12 protein-coding genes are annotated in these 18612 nt (G+C 68.7%); 11 read left to right on the top strand and 1 reads right to left on the bottom strand.

Features of this window, described 5'->3' with window-relative positions; translation table 11 throughout:
• The first annotated feature begins 198 nt into the window (after positions 1-198).
• The 7 genes from typA (at position 199) to ACWEFL_RS02105 (ending at position 11639) form a co-directional block, all read left to right on the top strand.
• A complete protein-coding gene (gene typA / locus ACWEFL_RS02135) occupies positions 199-2100 on the top strand; it encodes a translational GTPase TypA (RefSeq protein ID WP_451706059.1) in 1902 nt (633 codons plus the stop codon).
• Positions 2101-3460: 1360 nt separating this feature from the next.
• Positions 3461-4492 (top strand): ABC transporter permease, encoded by a 1032-nt coding sequence (locus ACWEFL_RS02130; protein WP_451706056.1) that lies wholly within the window; start codon positions 3461-3463, stop codon positions 4490-4492.
• Positions 4493-4592: 100 nt separating this feature from the next.
• On the top strand, positions 4593-6386 hold the full coding sequence (locus ACWEFL_RS02125; RefSeq protein ID WP_451706054.1) for an ABC transporter substrate-binding protein: 1794 nt from the start codon (positions 4593-4595) through the stop codon (positions 6384-6386).
• A gap of 107 nt (positions 6387-6493) precedes the next feature.
• A complete protein-coding gene (locus ACWEFL_RS02120; RefSeq protein ID WP_451706051.1) occupies positions 6494-7471 on the top strand; it encodes an ABC transporter permease in 978 nt (325 codons plus the stop codon).
• Positions 7472-7481: 10 nt separating this feature from the next.
• Positions 7482-8543: an ABC transporter ATP-binding protein gene (locus ACWEFL_RS02115; RefSeq protein WP_451706048.1), complete on the top strand. Its 1062-nt coding sequence runs from the start codon at positions 7482-7484 to the stop codon at positions 8541-8543.
• A 14-nt stretch (positions 8544-8557) separates the two neighbouring features.
• A complete protein-coding gene (locus tag ACWEFL_RS02110; protein WP_451706045.1) occupies positions 8558-9664 on the top strand; it encodes an ABC transporter ATP-binding protein in 1107 nt (368 codons plus the stop codon).
• A 349-nt stretch (positions 9665-10013) separates the two neighbouring features.
• Complete coding sequence (locus ACWEFL_RS02105; protein ID WP_451706043.1) at positions 10014-11639, top strand: peptide ABC transporter substrate-binding protein; 1626 nt, start codon at positions 10014-10016, stop codon at positions 11637-11639.
• 272 nt (positions 11640-11911) lie between these two features.
• Here ACWEFL_RS02105 and ACWEFL_RS02100 read toward each other — a convergent pair whose 3' ends face one another.
• On the bottom strand, positions 11912-14047 hold the full coding sequence (locus tag ACWEFL_RS02100) for a prolyl oligopeptidase family serine peptidase (protein ID WP_451706040.1): 2136 nt from the start codon (positions 14045-14047) through the stop codon (positions 11912-11914).
• 156 nt (positions 14048-14203) lie between these two features.
• On the opposite strand from ACWEFL_RS02100, the gene ACWEFL_RS02095 reads away from it, so the two are divergent.
• From ACWEFL_RS02095 to ACWEFL_RS02080, 4 genes are all read left to right on the top strand, one after another.
• Positions 14204-14401, top strand: coding sequence for a hypothetical protein (locus ACWEFL_RS02095; protein WP_451706037.1), 198 nt, complete (start codon positions 14204-14206; stop codon positions 14399-14401).
• A gap of 182 nt (positions 14402-14583) precedes the next feature.
• Positions 14584-15474 carry an N-acetyl-1-D-myo-inositol-2-amino-2-deoxy-alpha-D-glucopyranoside deacetylase gene (gene mshB / locus ACWEFL_RS02090; RefSeq protein ID WP_451706034.1) on the top strand — a complete coding sequence of 297 codons (891 nt, stop codon included), beginning with the start codon at positions 14584-14586 and terminating at the stop codon, positions 15472-15474.
• Complete coding sequence (locus tag ACWEFL_RS02085) at positions 15471-15881, top strand: DUF6113 family protein (protein ID WP_451706032.1); 411 nt, start codon at positions 15471-15473, stop codon at positions 15879-15881. Before mshB ends, ACWEFL_RS02085 begins: the two co-directional genes overlap by 4 nt.
• A gap of 373 nt (positions 15882-16254) precedes the next feature.
• Positions 16255-18441, top strand: coding sequence for a hypothetical protein (locus tag ACWEFL_RS02080; protein ID WP_451706029.1), 2187 nt, complete (start codon positions 16255-16257; stop codon positions 18439-18441).
• Positions 18442-18612 lie beyond the last annotated feature (171 nt).

Here is an 18612-nt window from a genome sequence, read left to right as displayed (position 1 = left end):
CCGGGCACACCCCCCACACCCCACCCGCACCCCGCGGTCCCTGTCTCTCGCACCGGACGAGGAAGCCCGGTATCCCACGGGCCCGTACCATGGGACGAGCCGTGGCGTGTCCGCCGCGGCGGGGCGTACGAGGAATTCGAGAAGGAAACCGCGCCTCACGAACGCCGCATCCCACGATCGAGAGAAGCGCCAGCCAGCATGCCCACGCGCCACGACATCCGTAACGTCGCCATCGTCGCCCACGTCGACCACGGCAAGACCACCCTGGTCGACGCCATGCTGAAGCAGGCCGGAGCCTTCGCCGCCCACCAGCACCTCGACGACCGCATGATGGATTCGAACGACCTGGAGCGTGAGAAGGGCATCACGATCCTCGCCAAGAACACGGCGGTGAAGTACCACCCCAAGGAGGGTGGAGCCCCCATCACGATCAACATCATCGACACCCCCGGCCACGCCGACTTCGGCGGCGAGGTCGAGCGCGGCCTGTCGATGGTCGACGCGGTCGTGCTGCTCGTCGACGCCTCCGAGGGTCCGCTCCCGCAGACCCGCTTCGTGCTCCGCAAGGCCCTGCAGGCCCGCATGCCGGTCATCCTCTGCATCAACAAGACGGACCGCCCGGACGCCCGTATCGACGAGGTCGTCAACGAGACCTACGACCTCTTCCTCGATCTGGACGCCGACGAGGACCAGATCGAGTTCCCGATCGTCTACGCCTGCGCCCGCGACGGCGTCGCCTCGCTGACCAAGCCCGCGGACGGTACGGTCCCCGCCGACAGCGACAACCTGGAGCCGTTCTTCTCCACCGTCCTGGAGACGGTCCCGGCCCCCGAGTACGACGAGTCCGCGCCGCTCCAGGCGCATGTCACCAACCTGGACGCCGACAACTTCCTCGGCCGTATCGCCCTGCTCCGCGTCGAGCAGGGCGAACTGCGTAAGGGGCAGAACGTCGCGTGGATCAAGCGTGACGGGACCATCGCCAATGTGCGCATCAGCGAGCTGATGATGACCGAGGCGCTCACCCGGAAGCCGGCCGAGGTCGCGGGCCCCGGTGACATCTGTGCCGTCGCCGGCATCCCCGACATCATGATCGGCGAGACCCTGGCCGACCCGGAGAACCCGATCGCGCTGCCGCTGATCACGGTGGACGAGCCGGCGATCTCCATGACCGTCGGTACGAACACCTCGCCGCTCGTCGGCCGGGGCGGCACCGGCAAGGGCGCCGACAACAAGGCCGCGGTCAAGGACCGCAAGGTCACCGCGCGCCAGGTCAAGGACCGTCTCGACCGTGAGCTGGTCGGCAATGTCTCGCTCCGTGTCCTGGAGACCGAGCGCCCCGACGCCTGGGAGGTGCAGGGCCGCGGTGAGCTGGCGCTCGCCATCCTGGTCGAGCAGATGCGCCGCGAGGGCTTCGAGCTGACCATCGGCAAGCCGCAGGTCGTCACCAAGGAGGTCGACGGCAAGATCCACGAGCCCGTCGAGCGGATGACGATCGACGTTCCCGAGGAGCACATGGGCGCGGTCACCCAGCTCATGGGCGTCCGCAAGGGCCGGATGGACAATATGTCCAACCACGGCTCCGGCTGGGTCCGTATGGAGTTCGTCGTGCCGTCCCGCGGTCTGATCGGCTTCCGTACGGAGTTCCTGACGAACACCCGCGGCACCGGCATCGCCCACTCCATCCACGAGGGCCACGAGCCCTGGTTCGGCACCCTGACGACCCGGAACAACGGCTCCCTCGTGGCCGACCGCTCCGGCCCGGTCACCGGCTTCGCGATGACCAACCTTCAGGAGCGCGGCGTGCTGTTCGTCGAGCCCGGCACCGAGGTGTACGAGGGCATGATCGTCGGCGAGAACTCCCGCGCCGACGACATGGACGTGAACATCACGAAGGAGAAGAAGCTCACCAATATGCGCTCCTCCAACGCGGATGTCGCCGAATCGATTGTTCCGCCGCGGAAGCTCTCGCTGGAGCAGTCGCTGGAGTTCTGCCGTGACGACGAGTGCGTCGAGGTGACCCCCGAGGCGGTCCGTATCCGCAAGGTGAACCTGGACGCCCGTGAGCGCGCCCGGGCGGCCTCGCGCGCCAAGCACGGCTGATCCGCCCGCACGACTGATCCGCCCGTCCTGCACGGCTGATCCGATCCGTACGGCGGACCCGCCCGCCCTGCACGGCTCGTCCGACCCGCAGGGCGGACCGCCCCGCCGACACGCGCACGCACCACGCCAGAGGGCGCGGCTCCGGAACCGGAGCCGCGCCCTCTGCCTGTGCGGCTGACGGCCCACGCACGGCGCTGACAGCGCGCCGAGGCGCTTGGGGTCCGCAGGACCCACAGAACACGCAGAACACGCAGAACACGCAGAACGCGCGGGAGACGCATCGGGTACGCGCCACCGACGCACGGGCTCCGACACGCGCTGGGACATTTACCCGACACGCGCCTCCAGTCCCCGGAGTACGCCCGCGTGCGCCGAATCGCACCGGCGCGCACACGCCCGGCATGCACCGAAAAGTCGATATCGCGCGACCCGTCGACCGGACCGGGAGACGGAAGCCCCGGTGCGACGCGGCGACCCCGGTACGGCGCAGTGACCCCCGATGCGCCGCGGAAGATCCCGATGCGATAGGGAAGACGCCGGTGTGACGCACGAGACACGAATCGGCTCGGGCGACCCCTGCAAGTTGGGGCCGCCCGAGCCGTTTGCGGCTCTCCGAGCGGTGGAAAACTGTGGGATTGGAGCGTCGGCGCGACCCGGCCGTCAACGGGTTTTCCTGCCCGCCCCGTCCGACTATCGGGCGTAGCTCACCGGAAACCTGTATTAACAGTCCGTTTCGGGGGTGTCTGTCTGCGATCCCTTTGTCCGGATTGTGGTCCCGGGGGGTCCGCTGATGTTGCCAAAACGAGATGCTTTAAGTGTGGTTTACGGCTCGAACTTACCCAATAGTTGGCTTCACTGAGCTCGGGTCAACGGGTCATGCGCTGTGGGGAGCGCCGACTCACGAGCACACGGGGCACATCATCTTCGCCTTCAGGGGTGTTGGCGGATGCGATGTGCCCGCCCTGCATTGAACACACGTGGACTCTTGAGGAGGAACCCATGCGTGGTGCCGTGAGCGCCAGTGGGGCCGAGTCGTCACAGATGACTTGGGTAGTCGGTTTTCAGTGCATTTCACCCGGTCATGCCGCCGGTGGCGGCGGACAGCGACTCTGAGCCCCGGTCAACCGCTCGGCTCGCGCTCCTGAGGGTGAAATCAATCCCTATTGACGACCTTTTGTGCCGATTTGTCCGTGGGTGAACCCACCGGCATGAGGTAGGTACGGCCGTGCCCGTTCGCGGGGCATGGCCGACGCCGGGAATCGTCATGCGGCAGTCCAGACGGTACGAGTGCGTGCACTCGGCCGTCCTCACTGCCGTGCGCAGGACCGCGGGTCACCCGACACCCGTGAATGGACACACCATGACCAGTCCAATCGAGACCGAGGGCGCCGACGCCTCTGTCGCCTTGGACAAGAAGACCGCGACCAAGGCCGAAGCGGCGGACGGCAAGGGCCTCACCGGCCGCTCGCCCGGCCAGCTGATGTGGGCGCGCTTCAAGCGCGACCGCACCGGCGTGGCCTCCGCCATCGTCGTGCTCCTCTATTTCGCCGCCGCGCTCCTCGCCCCGGTGATCTCCGCCCTGTACGGCAAGGACCCGTACACGCTCTACGCGAACGACCGGCCCGAACTACTGGACGACTTCTCGATGCCGACCGGTTCCTTCGGCGGCGTTTCCGGGGAGTTCTGGTTCGGTATCCAGCCCGAACTGGGCCGTGATGTGTTCACGATGCTGCTCTACGGCATGCGGACCTCGCTTCTCATGGCCCTCGCCGTGACGGTCCTGAGCGTCGGCACGGGTGTGATCATCGGCATGGTCGGCGGGTACTTCGGCGGCAAGGTCGACTACTGGCTGGGCCGGACGACCGACTTCTTCCTGGCCTTCCCCCAGCAGCTGTTCTTCATCGCCTTCATGCCCGTCGTGACCGCGATGTTCGTCTCCCCGCAGGACGAGACCCCCACCTATCTGCGCTCGGTCGCGATGCTCCTGGTGCTGTGGTTCCTCGGCTGGATGGGCATGGCCCGTCTGGTGCGCAGCTCCGTACTCTCCCTGCGCGAACGGGAGTTCGTGGAGGCGGCCAAGGTCTCGGGCGCTTCGCGATGGCGGATCGTCCGCAAGGAGATCCTGCCGAACATCGTCACGCCGATCCTGGTGCAGGGCACCTACATCCTGCCCGGCTCGATCCTGACCATCGCCTTCCTCTCCTACATCGGCGTCGGCTTCGTGGAACCGACCCCCGACTGGGGCCGGATGTTCGCCATCGGCGCCGACATCTACGAGCAGGACCCGGCGTTCATGTTCTTCCCGGGCGTCGCCCTGGTGGTTTTCGTTCTCTGCTTCAACCTCCTCGGTGACTCGGTCCGGGACGCGTTCGACCCCAAGACCGGACGGTGACGTCCCTGGGCGGGGGCCGCTGCCGTCCCCCGCGCCGGGCAACCGGATGGTCAGGCAGCTCTTGTTGATTAACAAAGGACAGGTAGGTGCAACGAGCATCATGAAGCCCACTCGATCGCGCTCGGTGCGCGCCATAGTCGTTGCCGCAGCGGCCGGCTCCCTGGCGCTCACCGGCTGCTCCAAGGACAACGGCAACACCAAGGACCAGTCCAAGTCCAAGCAGGACGCCGCCGCTCAGTCGAAGCCGGTCGTCTACGGTGACGCCGCGGCCTCGAACGGACCCGCGGCCGAGGTCCCCGGTGCCAAGCCCGGCGGCACGATCAACGTCTACATGGAGTCCGACCTGAGCCATATGGACCCGGCTCAGATCTACGTCAGCGACGCGGGTCAGTTCTCCAACCTGATCCACCGCGGTCTGACGAACTTCCAGGAGGACGAGGACGGCAACCTGACCGTCGTCGGCGACATCGCCACCGACTCCGGCAAGTCCTCCAACGAGGGCAAGACCTGGACGTACACGCTCAAGGACGGCATCAAGGACCAGAACGGCAACGCCATCACGTCCGCCGACGTCCGCCACACCATCGAGCGGATGTACTCGAAGGTCATCTTCGACGGCCCGACGTACGTCCAGAGCTGGCTCTCCGGCTCCGACTACCGCAAGGCGCTGCCGGACGGTCCGTACAAGGGCAAGCACCTGCCGGACACCGTGCTCGCGACTCCGGACGCGAAGACCGTGGTCTTCAACTTCAAGGAGGCCCAGCCCGACCTTCCCCAGGCGCTCGCCATGGCCGGCTACAGCATCGTGCCGGAGAAGGCGGACACCAAGGAGAAGTACGACAAGGCCCCGGTCGCGCTCGGCCCCTACAAGCTCGCCGAGTACAAGTCCGGCAAGTCCATGACGCTGGTGAAGAACACCAACTGGGACGCGAAGACGGACGCCGTGCGCCACCAGTACGTGGACGGCTACAACTTCTCCCTCACGATCGACCAGGCGAGCCAGACCAAGCGCCTGATCGCCGACAAGGGCGAGGCCAAGAACGCCATCCAGTTCACGGACTCGGTCGACCCGGCCCAGATGCAGACCGTGATCGGCGACGAGGCGGTCAACAAGCGCACGGTCAAGGGCTACCAGCCCTACGTCTGGCAGCTGACCTTCAACCTCGACCGGATCAAGGACAAGAAGATCCGTGACGCCATCACCTACGCCATCCCGAACCAGCGGATGGTCGGGGCCGACGGCGGCAAGTACGGCGGTGAGGTCGCCGGCGGTCTGTTCGCCCCGACCCTGCCCGGCTTCGACCCGGAGTACGACCCGTTCGGCAAGCTGAAGAAGCCCAACGGTGACCCGGAGAAGGCCAAGGCGCTGCTGAAGGAGGCGGGCGTCGCCAAGGGCACCAAGCTCACCTACGCCTACTCCAACACCCCGCGCGGCCAGAAGCAGATGCTCCTCATCAAGGACGCGCTGAACTCGATCGGCTTCGACGTCCAGGCCAAGGAGATCGAGCGCGCGACCTTCTACGAGCAGGTCGGCAAGCTCGACAACCCGTACGACATCTACATGACCGGCTGGGGCCAGGACTGGCCGTCCCCGTCCACGATCGTGACCCCGGTGTACGACGGAACGCTCGTCGCCGACGGCGCCTCGAACTACTCGCACATCAACGACCCGAAGGTCAACGAGGGCATCCAGACGGCCAAGAAGCTGGAGCCGTCGGTCGCGGCCAAGGAGTGGGAGAAGACCCACCACCGGATCGTCGAGGAGATCAACCCGGCTGCCCCGGTCTACTACTCCAAGCAGATCCAGCTGTCCGGCTCCAACGTCGGCGGCGTCAAGTACAGCACCGAGTCGAGCTACATCGACATCAACGATCTGTTCCTGATCAACCCGTAGGACCGACCCACGGCTGACCCGTGGGGGTGCGCGCCAGGCGGAGCGCACCCCCACGGGCCCCACCTCTCGAACCCCGAGCCGCCTTCCGAAGAGAGCAGCCTCACCCGATGCTTCAGTTCCTCATCCGCAGGTTGACGAGCGCCGTCGTCATCATGTTCTTGATCGGCGCCTTCACGTTCTTCCTGTTCTATACGATTCCTCAGGACTTCGCCGAACTGGCCTGCGGGAGGACCTGCACGCCAGACAACATCGCGGTCATCAGGGAGAACCTCGGGCTCGACAAGCCCATCACCACCCAGTTCTGGGAGTTCATGAGCGGCATCGTGACCGGCCGCGACTTCGCCACCGGCCACTGCTCCGCCCCCTGTCTCGGAGTCTCCTTCGACACCCGCGAGTTCGTCTGGGACTCCATCGTCGACCGCTTCCCGCTGACGCTGTCGCTGACGGTCGGCGGACTGGTCATCTTCCTGATCCTGGGCCTCGGCTCCGGCATGCTCGCCGCCTGGAAGCGCGGCACCCCGGTCGACAAGATCGTCAGCGGTTCCTCGATGGTGCTCAGCTCGTTCCAGATCTACTTCCTGGGCCCGATCGTCCTCGGCATCTTCGTCTACGGCCTCGGCTGGATGGAGAACCCGAAGTACGTTCCGTTCCTCGACGACCCGGCCGCCTGGGCCCTGGGCATGCTGATCCCCTGGGCCGTCATGGCGACGATCTTCACCGCCCAGTACACGCGTATGGCCCGGTCGACCATGATCGAGCAGCTTCAGGAGGAGCACGTCCGCACCGCCCGCGCCAAGGGCATGAAGCAGCGGTACGTGTTCTTCCGGTACGCCTGGCGTGGCTCGCTCACGCCCATCGTCACCATCCTGGGCATGGACCTCAGCGCCCTGCTCTCGGGCGCGGTGGTCACCGAGTTCACCTTCGACCTCGCGGGCCTCGGCCGTCTCGCGGTGGATTCCTCGCTCAACAAGGACCTGCCGCTGACCATGGGCGTGATGCTGTTCGGAGCCTTCTTCATCCTGCTCCTGAACATCGTCGTGGACCTCGCCTACGCATACATCGACCCGCGCGTGCGCCTCGCCTAGGAGAACGACCGTGACCACTGAGACCAAGACCGAAGACACACCGGCCCCGACCGGGCCGGGCGCCTTCCTCTCGGTTCGCGACCTGCGGGTGCGGTTCTCCACCGAGGACGGCGTCGTCAACGCTGTCGACGGGCTCTCCTTCGACGTAGAGCGCGGCAAGACGCTCGGCATCGTGGGCGAGTCGGGTTCCGGCAAGTCCGTCACCAACCTGACCATCCTCGGGCTGCACAACAGCAAGACCACCGCCATCGACGGTGAGATCTACCTCGACGGCCAGGAACTGGTCGACGCCCGCGAAAGGGACATGGAGAAGCTCCGCGGCAACAAGGTCGCGATGATCTTCCAGGACCCGCTGACGGCGCTCTCGCCGTACTACACGGTGGGCCGGCAGATCGCCGAGCCGTATATGAAGCACACCGGAGCCTCCAAGAAGGAGGCGAAGGCCCGTGCCATCGAGATGCTGGCCAAGGTCGGCATCCCGCAGCCCGCGACGCGCTTCGGCGACTACCCGCACCAGTTCTCCGGCGGTATGCGCCAGCGCGCGATGATCGCCATGGCGCTGATCTGCGACCCCGACCTGCTGATCGCCGACGAGCCGACGACCGCGCTCGACGTGACCGTGCAGGCCCAGATCCTCGATCTGCTCAAGGACCTCCAGCAGGAGTTCGGCTCGGCCATCGTCTTCATCACCCACGACCTGGGCGTCATCGCCAACATGGCCGACGACCTCCTGGTGATGTACGCGGGGCGGGCGGTGGAGCGCGGCACGGTCCGCGAGGTCCTCCAGACACCCCGGCACCCGTACACCTGGGGGCTGCTCAGCTCGATGCCGCGCCTCGGGGGCGACCTCGACGAGGCGCTCACGCCGATCCCCGGATCTCCGCCGAGCCTCCTCAACCCGCCGTCCGGATGCGCCTTCCACCCGAGGTGCGCCTTCACCGACCAGGTGAGCGGGGGGCGTTGCTCGGCCGAGCGCCCCGAGCTGGCGTTCGGACGGGCTGCCGCGTGCCACCTCTCGGCACAGCAGAAGCAGACCATCTTCATCGATCAGATCAAGCCCCGGCTGGGCTAGGGAGACGCGGACACATGAGCGAGAACGTCACTCTGCCGCTGCAGCAGGGTTCGGAGACCGGCGGGGGCGAGCCACTGCTCACCGTCGAGGGAGTGCGCATGCACTTCCCCATCTACGGAGGGTTCCCCTTCAAGCGCAAGGTCGGCGCGGTCAAGGCGGTGGACGGGATCGACCTCACCGTCCACGGCGGTGAGAGCCTCGGCCTCGTCGGCGAATCCGGCTGCGGGAAGTCGACCACCGGACGACTGGTCACCCGGCTGCTGGAGCCCACCGACGGAAAGATCACCTACGCCGGGCGTGACATCACACACGCCGGCCGCGGGGAACTGGCGCCGATCCGGTCCGAGATCCAGATGATCTTCCAGGACCCGTACTCGTCGCTGAACCCGCGCCAGACCGTCGGCACCATCATCAAGAGCCCGATGGAGGTCAACGGCATCAACCCGCCCGGCGGGCGGGACAACCGGGTCCGCGAACTGCTGGAGACGGTCGGCCTCAACCCCGAGCACTTCAACCGCTTCCCGCACGAGTTCTCCGGCGGCCAGCGGCAGCGCATCGGCGTGGCCCGCGCCCTCGCGCTGGAGCCGAAGCTGATCGTCGCGGACGAGCCGGTCTCCGCGCTGGACGTGTCGATCCAGGCGCAGGTCGTCAATCTGCTCAAGAAGGTCCAGGAAGAGATGGGCATCGCCTTTCTCTTCATCGCGCACGACCTCGCCGTCGTACAGCACTTCTCGCAGCGCGTCGCCGTGATGTACCTCGGCAAGATCGTGGAGATCGCCGACCGCGACTCCCTCTACAACCGGCCCCGCCACCCGTACACCCACGCACTGCTCTCGGCCGTGCCCGAGGCGAACGTGGACAGCGACAAGGAGCGGATCCGGCTCGCCGGGGACGTCCCCTCGCCGATCATGCCGCCGTCCGGCTGCCGCTTCCGCACCCGCTGCTGGAAGGCCCAGGAGAAGTGCGCGACGGAGGAGCCACCGCTGGTGCAGCTCTCCGGCAACCGCGAGGGTCATCTCACGGCGTGCCACTTCCCGGAGGACCCGTCGACCGAGGCACGTACGGAGGACATCGTCCTGGACCCGGCGCTCTCGGCGCTGGAGAACGAGCACGACGGCTGATCCCCGGCCGGATACGAAAGGCGCCGGACGCGCATCGGATCCGTACGGCATCGAACGCGGAGTGGTTCCCCGGACGCCTTGACGGTGTCCGGGGAATTCCCGTTCCGTGCCTGTCCGGCGATCTCGCGGTCCGTCCCGCCGCTCCCGAGAACGCGCCCGCCGGCTGCGCGCTGCCCGACGCCGTCGACGTCATCGGTGAGGGGCGACCCGTGAACGGGGGAAACGACCGGCCCATCCGTATGCCCAAAGCCGCCGTCGGCTCCTCCGGACGGGCGAGCGTGCATGCGTTTTGCCTCGTTATGGGGAGATATTCGGTCCTGGACGGGACTCAGGACCGAGGAGGCAGTACATGCGTGGAGCCACGCACGCCAGAGGAGCTGTATGCGTGCTGGCCGTCGCCCTCACGGTGACGGCCTGTGGAGGCGGCGACGACGGCGGAATCGGCGCCGACGGCATCGTCAGCTCCTCCTGGGGCGACCCGCAGAACCCGCTGGAGCCCGCCAACACCAACGAGGTACAGGGCGGCAAGGTCCTCGACATGATCTTCCGCGGCCTCAAGCGGTACGACCCGAAGACCGGCCGCGCCGAGAACATGCTCGCCGAGAAGATCGAGACCTCCGACTCGACCGACTTCACCGTCACCGTCAAGGACGGCTGGACCTTCAGCGACGGCGAGAAGATCACCGCGAAGTCCTTCGTGGACGCCTGGAACTACGGCGCCAACCTCGAGAACAACCAGAAGAACGCCCACTTCTTCGGCTACATCGAGGGCTACTCCCAGGTCCACCCCGACAGCGGCCCGCCGACCGCCCAGACCATGTCCGGCCTGAAGGTCGTCGACGACAGGACCTTCACCGTCGAACTCACCCAGAAGTTCGCCGCTTGGCCCGACACCCTCGGTTACGCCGCCTTCGCCCCACTGCCCAAGGCGTTCTACGACAACCACGCGGCCTGGCTCTCCAAGCCCATCGGCAACGGCCCGTACACCGTCGACTCGTACACCGAGGGCTTCCGGATGTCGCTCCGCACATGGGACGGATACCCCGGCGACGACAAGGCGGAGAACAACGGTGTCGAACTCAGGGTCTACACCGACAACAACACCGCCTACACCGACCTCGTCGCGGGCAACCTCGACCTCGTCGACGACGTACCCGCCTCCCAGCTCGAGAACGTGCGGGCGGACCTCGGCGACCGGTACATCGACACCCCCGCGGGCGTCATCCAGACCCTCGCCTTCCCCTTCTACGACCCGGCGTGGAACACCCCCGGCGGCGGCAAGGTCCGCACCGGCCTCTCCATGGCGATCAACCGCCGGCAGATCACCGACACGATCTTCCAGAAGACGCGCACCCCCGCCCAGGACTGGACCTCACCCGTACTCGGCGCGGACGGCGGCTTCAGCGACACGCTCTGCGGCGACGCCTGCGCCTACGACCCCGTCCGGGCCAAGAAGCTGATCTCCGAAGGCGGCGGCATCCCCGGCGGCACCATGAAGGTCTCGTACAACGCGGACACCGGCTCCCACAAGGAGTGGGTCGACGCCGTCTGCGACAGCGTCAACAACGCCCTCGGCAACGACAAGGCGTGCGTCGGAAACCCCGTCGGCACCTTCGCCGAATTCCGCGACCGGATCACCCAGTACAGGATGCCCGGCCCCTTCCGGGCCGGCTGGCAGATGGCCTATCCGCTGATCCAGAACTTCCTTCAGCCGCTCTACTACACCAACGCCTCGTCCAACGACGGCAAGTGGAGCAACAAGGACTTCGACAGACTCGTCGACCAGGCCAACGCGGAGAGCGACAAGGCGACGGCCGCGCGGACCTATCAGGACGCCGAGAAGGTCGTACGGGACCAGATGGCGGCCATCCCGCTCTGGTACCAGAACGGCAGCGCCGGGTACTCGCAGCGGATCTCCAACGTCTCGCTCAACCCCTTCAGCCTCCCGGTCTACCACCGGATCAAGGTCGGCTGACGGCGGAGGACGACCGGTCCGGAGCACCCCGCACGCCGGGCCCGACCACTTCCGCCGGCTCCCTGCGCACGGTTTCGCGCCCCGCGTTCACGCCCTGCTTTTACGTGCAGGCAATGTGCCCGTCGCGGATCCGATATACGGACACGGCAGAGTCGGTGCTTACGGCCGTGCGGGTGCCGTAGACCGGCCGGGGTCTCACGCGAACCCCGGCCGGCTTTTTTATTTCGTGGCTCGGTTCTCCCCCGGACTCCGTCCGGGGGAACCCCTCGGCGCTACGTCACCTTCAGGACGCGCTTCAGGAAGGACACCTGGAGCAGGAGCAGGTTCTCCGCCACCTGTTCCTGAGGGGTCATGTGGGTCACCCCGCTCAGCGGGAGCACCTCGTGCTCGCGGCCGGCCGCGAGCAGTGCGGAGGAGAGACGGAGGGCGTGGGCCACCACGACATTGTCGTCGGCCAGCCCGTGAATGATCATCAGGGGCCGCGACGGGTTCTCCAGCGCCGTCAAGCCGTCCTCCGTGACCAGGGAGTTCCGCGCGTAGACCTCCGGCCGCTCCCGCGGGTCACCGAGGTACCGCTCGGTGTAGTGGGTGTCGTACAGCCGGAAGTCCGTCACGGGCGCGCCCGCGATGCCCGCGTGGAAGACGTCGGGGCGGCGGAGAACCGCGAGTGCGGCGAGATAGCCCCCGTACGACCAGCCGCGGATACCGACCCGGCCGAGGTCCAGCGGGAACGACGAGGACAGCGCGTGCAGCGCGTCGATCTGGTCGTCGAGGGTCAGCGGGAAGTCGTCCTTGATCGCCTTCTCCCAGCCGGGAGACCGACCCGGCGCGCCCCGCCCGTCCGCGACGATCACCGCGAAGCCCTGGTCCGCGAACCACTGGGAGGTGAGATACGGATTCCGCGCGGCGAACACCCGCTGGCCGTGCGGCCCGCCGTACGGATCCATCAGCACCGGCAGCGGTCCGTCCGACTCCCGGTACCCGGACGGCATCAGCACGGCGCACGGAATCCGCCGTACCCCCGCCTCGCACAGCCGCGGCCGGGCCGTCAGCACGGGCCGCTCCGCGTGCGAGGCGAGGACGGCGACCGGCTTGCCGTCCCGCAGGACCTGAACCGTCGCGCCGTCGGCGTCGAGACGGGACGACGCGAGTACGGTCACCGCGCCGGAGCGGACCGCCGAGTGAACGCCCGGACCTTCGGAGATCCGTTCGACGCCCAGCTCGTTGACCCGGTAGACATGGATCTCGCCGACCTCGGGCGCCGCGGCCTCCTCACCGGCCGCCGCCGACACCAGGACGTCGTTCTCGCCGATGTCGAGCACGGCCCGCAGCTGAAGCCCGGCCCCGGTGAGCGCGCGGTCGGCGACCGCCAGCACCCGTGCGCCGCCCTCGTCGGCGATGCGTACGAGACGGCCGTCGGGCGCCCACGCGGGCACCCCGGAGAAGAGATCGAGCCATGCGGGATCCTCGTCGACATGGACCGTCCGGGTCGTGCCCGTAGCGGCGTCCACCGCGAGATATCGCTGCGTCCGCTGATCACGGGACTGCACGAGAAGGAGCGGAGCGCCTGCTTCCGACCAGTGCACACGGGCCAGATAGGGATACCGGGACCGGTCCCAGGCGACCTCCGTGCGTTCACCTTCAAGGGTGATGAAGGAGAGACGTACCTCCGCGTTGGGCGTTCCCGCCGCGGGATACGCCATCTGCTGCGGCTCCCGGTCCGGATGAGCGGAGTCGGAGATCCACCAGCGCGACACCTCACGCTCGTCCACGCGCGCGACCAGCAGCCGGTCGGACTCCGGAGACCACCAGAATCCGCGCGCCCGCCCCAGTTCCTCCGCCGCGATGAACTCCGCGATCCCGTACGCGACATGGTCGCCGTCCGGCTCCGCGAGCGCACGGTCGCCGTCGCCCTCCGCGCCGGTGACCCGGAGCGCGCCCCGCGCCGCGTAGGCGATGTACCGGCCGTCGGGGGACGGCCTGGGGTCGATCACCGGCCCCCGTGCCGGGAGTTCACGCGCGGTTCCGGCCCGCAGTTCCGCCGTGAACAGTCGCCCGGAGAGTGCGAAGGCCGCCAACTCGGCCGCCCGGTCCACCGCGTAGCCCACGATGCCCGCCGAACCCTCCCGGCTGCGCTCGCGCCGTGCCCGTTCCCCGGCGGAGAGCCGCTCGTCGCTCCCGCCGAGCAGAATGGCCGGATCCGCCGCCAGCCGCTCCAGGGGCCGCCCCTCGGGACCGTCGAGATCGAGAACCCAGAGAAGCCCGGTGCGATCGGTGCCCGACGCGGACCGGATGAAGACCACCCGCGATCCGTCCGGCGAGACGGCGAAGGACCGCGGTGCGCCGAGCGTGAAGCGCTGGGTCCTGGCGAACTGGCGCGGGAAGGAGAGCTGCATCCTGGACGTCATGTGACCGAACCTAGCGGTCGTGCGCCCCCGTGTGCTGCTGTGCACCGACTGATGCGTTCGTACGGATAGTTATGATCCGTAGCGCAAGGTGGGTATGAACCACCTGGCACATGCAACCTGCCCGTCCCCAACGAATATCCATGGAGGTGAACCGCCGTGGCAACACTTTCGATTTCGGCGGTGGTGCTGCTGGCGATCGTCGTCTTCCTACTGGTCCGGAAGTCCGGGCTCAAGGGTGGGCATGCGGCGGTCTGCGTGTTGCTCGGGTTCTATCTCGCAAGCTCGTCGATCGCTCCCACGATCACCGACCTGACCACGAACGTGGCCGGAATGATCGGTGACATCAAGTTCTGACAGCAAGGCCGTCCCGTCCCCCCGCGCGCCCCCGTCTCCGCACCGCGCGCCCCCTTGCTCAGCGCTTCGCACGGACCGTCCCGTCCCCCCTGAACCCCTCGGCCCGCGGAATCCTGATCTGATGGCCGGGGGACATCTCATTCGAGCACGGCGGCATGCCCTTGCCTCGTAGGCTGTGCTGTATGAAGGATCTTTCCCTCCGTCGTCTGCTCCTGGTGCACGCGCACCCGGACGACGAGTCGATCACGAACGGCGCCACGATGGCCCGCTATGCCGCCGTCGGTGCCCGGGTCACCCTGGTGACCTGCACCCTCGGGGAAGAGGGCGAGGTCATTCCGCCGAACCTCGCGCATCTCGCGTCCGACCGCGAGGACCGGCTCGGCCCTCATCGGGTGGGCGAACTCGCCGCGGCGATGAAGGAACTGGGCGTCACCGATCACCGCTTCCTCGGCGGTCAGGGGCGTTACCGGGACTCCGGGATGATGGGCGTCGAGCAGAACCGCCGCGAGGACGCGTTCTGGAGTACGCCCGTCGACGACGCGGCACCCGACCTCGTCGAGATCATCCGCTCCGTGCGTCCCCAGGTGATGGTGACGTACGACCCTCGCGGCGGGTACGGACATCCCGACCACATCCAGGCCCACCGGGTCGCCATGCGCGCCGCCGAACTGGCCGCCGAGCGGGCCTTCCGCCGGGATCTCGGCGATCCGTGGGCCATCGCCAAGATCTACTGGAACCGGGTGCCGCGCTCGGTGGCCGAGGAGGGCTTCGCCCGCCTCCGGGCCGCGGGCGGGACGGACTTCCCCGGTGTCGCGGAGATCGACGACATCCCCGGTGTGATCGACGACGCGGAGATCACGGCCGAGATCGACGGCGCCGACTACGCGGAGCGGAAGGCGGCGGCGATGCGCGCCCATGCCTCCCAGATCGCCGTCGACGGCCCGTTCTTCGCGCTCTCCAACGAACTGGGTCAGCCGATCTTCGCCACGGAGTACTACCAGTTGGCGCAGGGGGTCTCCGGCGCTCCCTCGGGTGAGCGCGAACGGGATCTGTTCGCCGGGGTGTCCGGATGAGAGGGCAGGACGCCCCCGGTTCCTGGCCGGCGGGGCCCGTCAGGCCGGGCCGGATCGCCGCGTATCTCGGCCTCACGCTGCTCGGCGCGGTGGTGGGCACGGCGGGCTCGCTGGTCCAAGCCGCCTGGTTCCCCGGCGGATTGCTGCTCGCGCTCCTCGCGGCGGCCGGGCTGTTCCACGGCTCGCTGCGGGCCACCGGAACCCAGATCGGGGTCGCGGCGCCCGCCGTGGGCTGGCTGGGCGCGATCCTGGTGCTGAGCACGGGACGGCCCGAGGGCGACGCCCTCTTCGGGGCCGGGATCGGGCCGATCGTGTTCATGCTCGGTTCCATGGCGGTGGCTGTGATATGCGCCACCATGTCGCGTTCCGTGCAACCGGGGGGCGGAACCGGCCGACTTGACAGATAAAGGGCGAGTGAGCCGAAGGGGCGCGCAGGTATCGAAGGGGAGAGCGCGCGGAGGTCCCGAGGTACGAGGGATCGAGCACGGTCGACCGTCGACACACGCTAAAAGCGCCCCGGAGGCAAACCGAGCTCACTAAAAGGGGACCTGTGGGACCCCCGGCCGGACGCGGGTTCCGCGGACCCCTATCGTGGGTCGCCCCGGAGTGTGGAACACCCCCAGCCGGCTCTGTGCCCCACGGTCGACGGAATGGCGCTTTCCACAGTCGCGGGATGAGTGTCCGTGGCGGACAGTATGGTGGTGCGCGCCGCCGAGCCGCCCTTAGCAGCAAGAGCTTCAGTGAGAAAGCGGGCGGCGAAGCCAACCGGGAGATCCTGCTTTGAGTCGTGAAACCGACAGTTCGTCCTCCGGGCCCCAGGGGCGCGGCGGAGCCGCGTACCCCTCGGGGACGCCGCCGTACGGATCGCGCCAGTATCCGTCGCTGCACCCGGGACAGGAAGCCCCTCCGGGCGCGGCGGCCGCCGCCGGTGAGGAGAAGCCGGACGAAGCCAAGTCCGAGCCCAAGACCGAGACGACGCTGACCACGCGGATCCGGATCAACATTCCCGGATCCCGTCCCATCCCACCCGTGGTGATGCGCAAGCCGATGAGCGATGTGGACACCGCCACGCCGTCGGCCGGTGTCCCCGTCGCGCCGGAGGCGGCCGAGAGGGACAGCGAGCGGACGGCCGCGATGCCGGTGATCGGTGGACCGCAGGTTCCCCCACCCGCCGCCGAACCGGTCGGCGATCAGGACCCCGAAGGGAAGGACAAGGAGGCGAGCAACTGGTTCGCCCCCCGTAAATCCTCCCAGTCCGGTACGAATGGGGCGGGGCTGAAGGTTCCCGGCACCCCTGCCGGCGGTGCCGCGACCGGCACTCCGCCGAGAGGCACGCCGGTCGGTTCCACCGCCCCCTTCTTCTCCGAGACCCCGGCGCCCGGTGCGGCGGCCCAGCCCCGCAGTTCGCTCAGCGAGTTCGCGGGCGAGGGCGCGGCTCGGACGGCGGGCGGCCCGAACGGATTCGCGCCCGGCCCCCGGACACCTCCCCTGGGCGTCCGCCCGCCCGCCGGACCCGACGCCGGGCCCGCCGGGCCCACCACGGGACCGGCCCAGGGCAGCATGCCGACGGGAGTGGGACCGGTCGCGGACCGGGCCGCCGCTCCGGGCGCACCGGCCGCCGGACATGGCCCCATGGCCGCGGGCCCCGGAGCGGCCACCGCGCCCCGGCTGTCCGACGACACCGCCGTACTGACACCGCAGAACCCGGCCGTCCATCCCGGCAACGGCTCCGCGCCCGGCGCGGTGGGCCGCCCCGGCCCCGGCGGCAATGTCTCCGGCGACACGCTCACCAGCGGCATCCCGGTCGTCCGGCCCGAGCCCCGCTCGCCGTTCCCGTCCGGGCCCGGCCCCCAGACCCCGCCCGGCGAGGCGGACTTCTCCACCGCGGAATTCCCCGGCGCCCCCGTCGGCGGTCCCGTCGGTCCCGGCCGCGGTCCCTCCGGGCCGGTGCCCCCGGCCGACCGGTCCGCACCGGCCGCCACCCCCGTAGCCGACCGGCCCGCGCCCCCGCAGCCCGCGAAGAAGGGCCGCTCCAAGCTGGTCCTCGCCGGAGCCGGTGTCGTCGTCCTGCTCGGCGTCGCCTACGGCGCGGGCCTGCTGATGAACCACTCCGACGTCCCGAAGAGCACCACCGTCCTCGGCGTCGACATCGGCGGCGGCACCAGGGACCAGGCCGTCGGCAAACTGGAAGGGGCCCTCGGCAAGCGGGCCGCCACGCCGCTCCGGCTCTCGATCGGCGGCAAGGAGGTGGAGCTGGCCCCGGACAAGGCGGGGCTCGGACTGGACAGCCAGGCCACCGTCCGCAAGGCGGCGGGCAGCGACTACAACCCCGTCTCCGTGATCGGGTCGCTCTTCGGCGGCGAGCGCGTGGTCGAGCCGGTGATGCTCGTCGACGAGGAGAAGCTGGGCGTCGCGCTCACCGACCTGGCGGGCACCTCCAGCTCGGCCGTCGAGGGCACGATCGAGTTCAAGCCGGACAAGGTCGTCGCCGTCCCCGGCAAGCCGGGCCAGGCGCTGGAAGTCGGCCGTGCCCTGATCTCGGTCAAGGACGCCTATCGCGCCCAGGTCGAGACCGGCAGGTCGAAAACGGTCGCCCTGCCCGTCACCACCCGTGAACCGACCATCGACCAGGCCGAGATCGACCGGGCGATGCGGGAGTTCGCGGAACCCGCCATGTCGGACCGGATCACGATCAAGGCGGGCGGCAAGAGCATTCAGTTCGGCCCCGCCAGATCGCTGCCGAGGATCCTGTCGATGAAGGCGGTCGAGGGCAAGCTGGTCGAGGTCTACGACAAGAAGGCGATCGACCAACTGCTCGAAGGCGTCTTCAACGGCATTCTGATCACCAAGGGCGACGGGAAGAAACACCAGCTCGGGCCCGACGATGTCGCTCAGGCGATGGGACCGGCACTCCGCGGCGCGACGCCCGCCGACCGTACGGCCGTGATCGAGCTGAACCCCAGCTGACCCCTGCCGCCGTCGGCTGCCGCCGCCATCCGCTGTCGGCGGCGGCGGACTTCCCGCACGTCAATGCGTACGACGCCCGGTTCACTCTTCGGAGGGACCGGGCGTCGGCCATGTCCGGGTGAGGCCCATGTCCCGGCGAGGCCCATGTCCCGGCGAGGCCCGGAGGACGAT

The organism is Streptomyces sp. NPDC004838, from assembly GCF_053600955.1.
The sequence above is the reverse complement of the archived record's forward strand: the minus strand, read 5'-3'. Positions and strand labels throughout refer to the sequence as shown.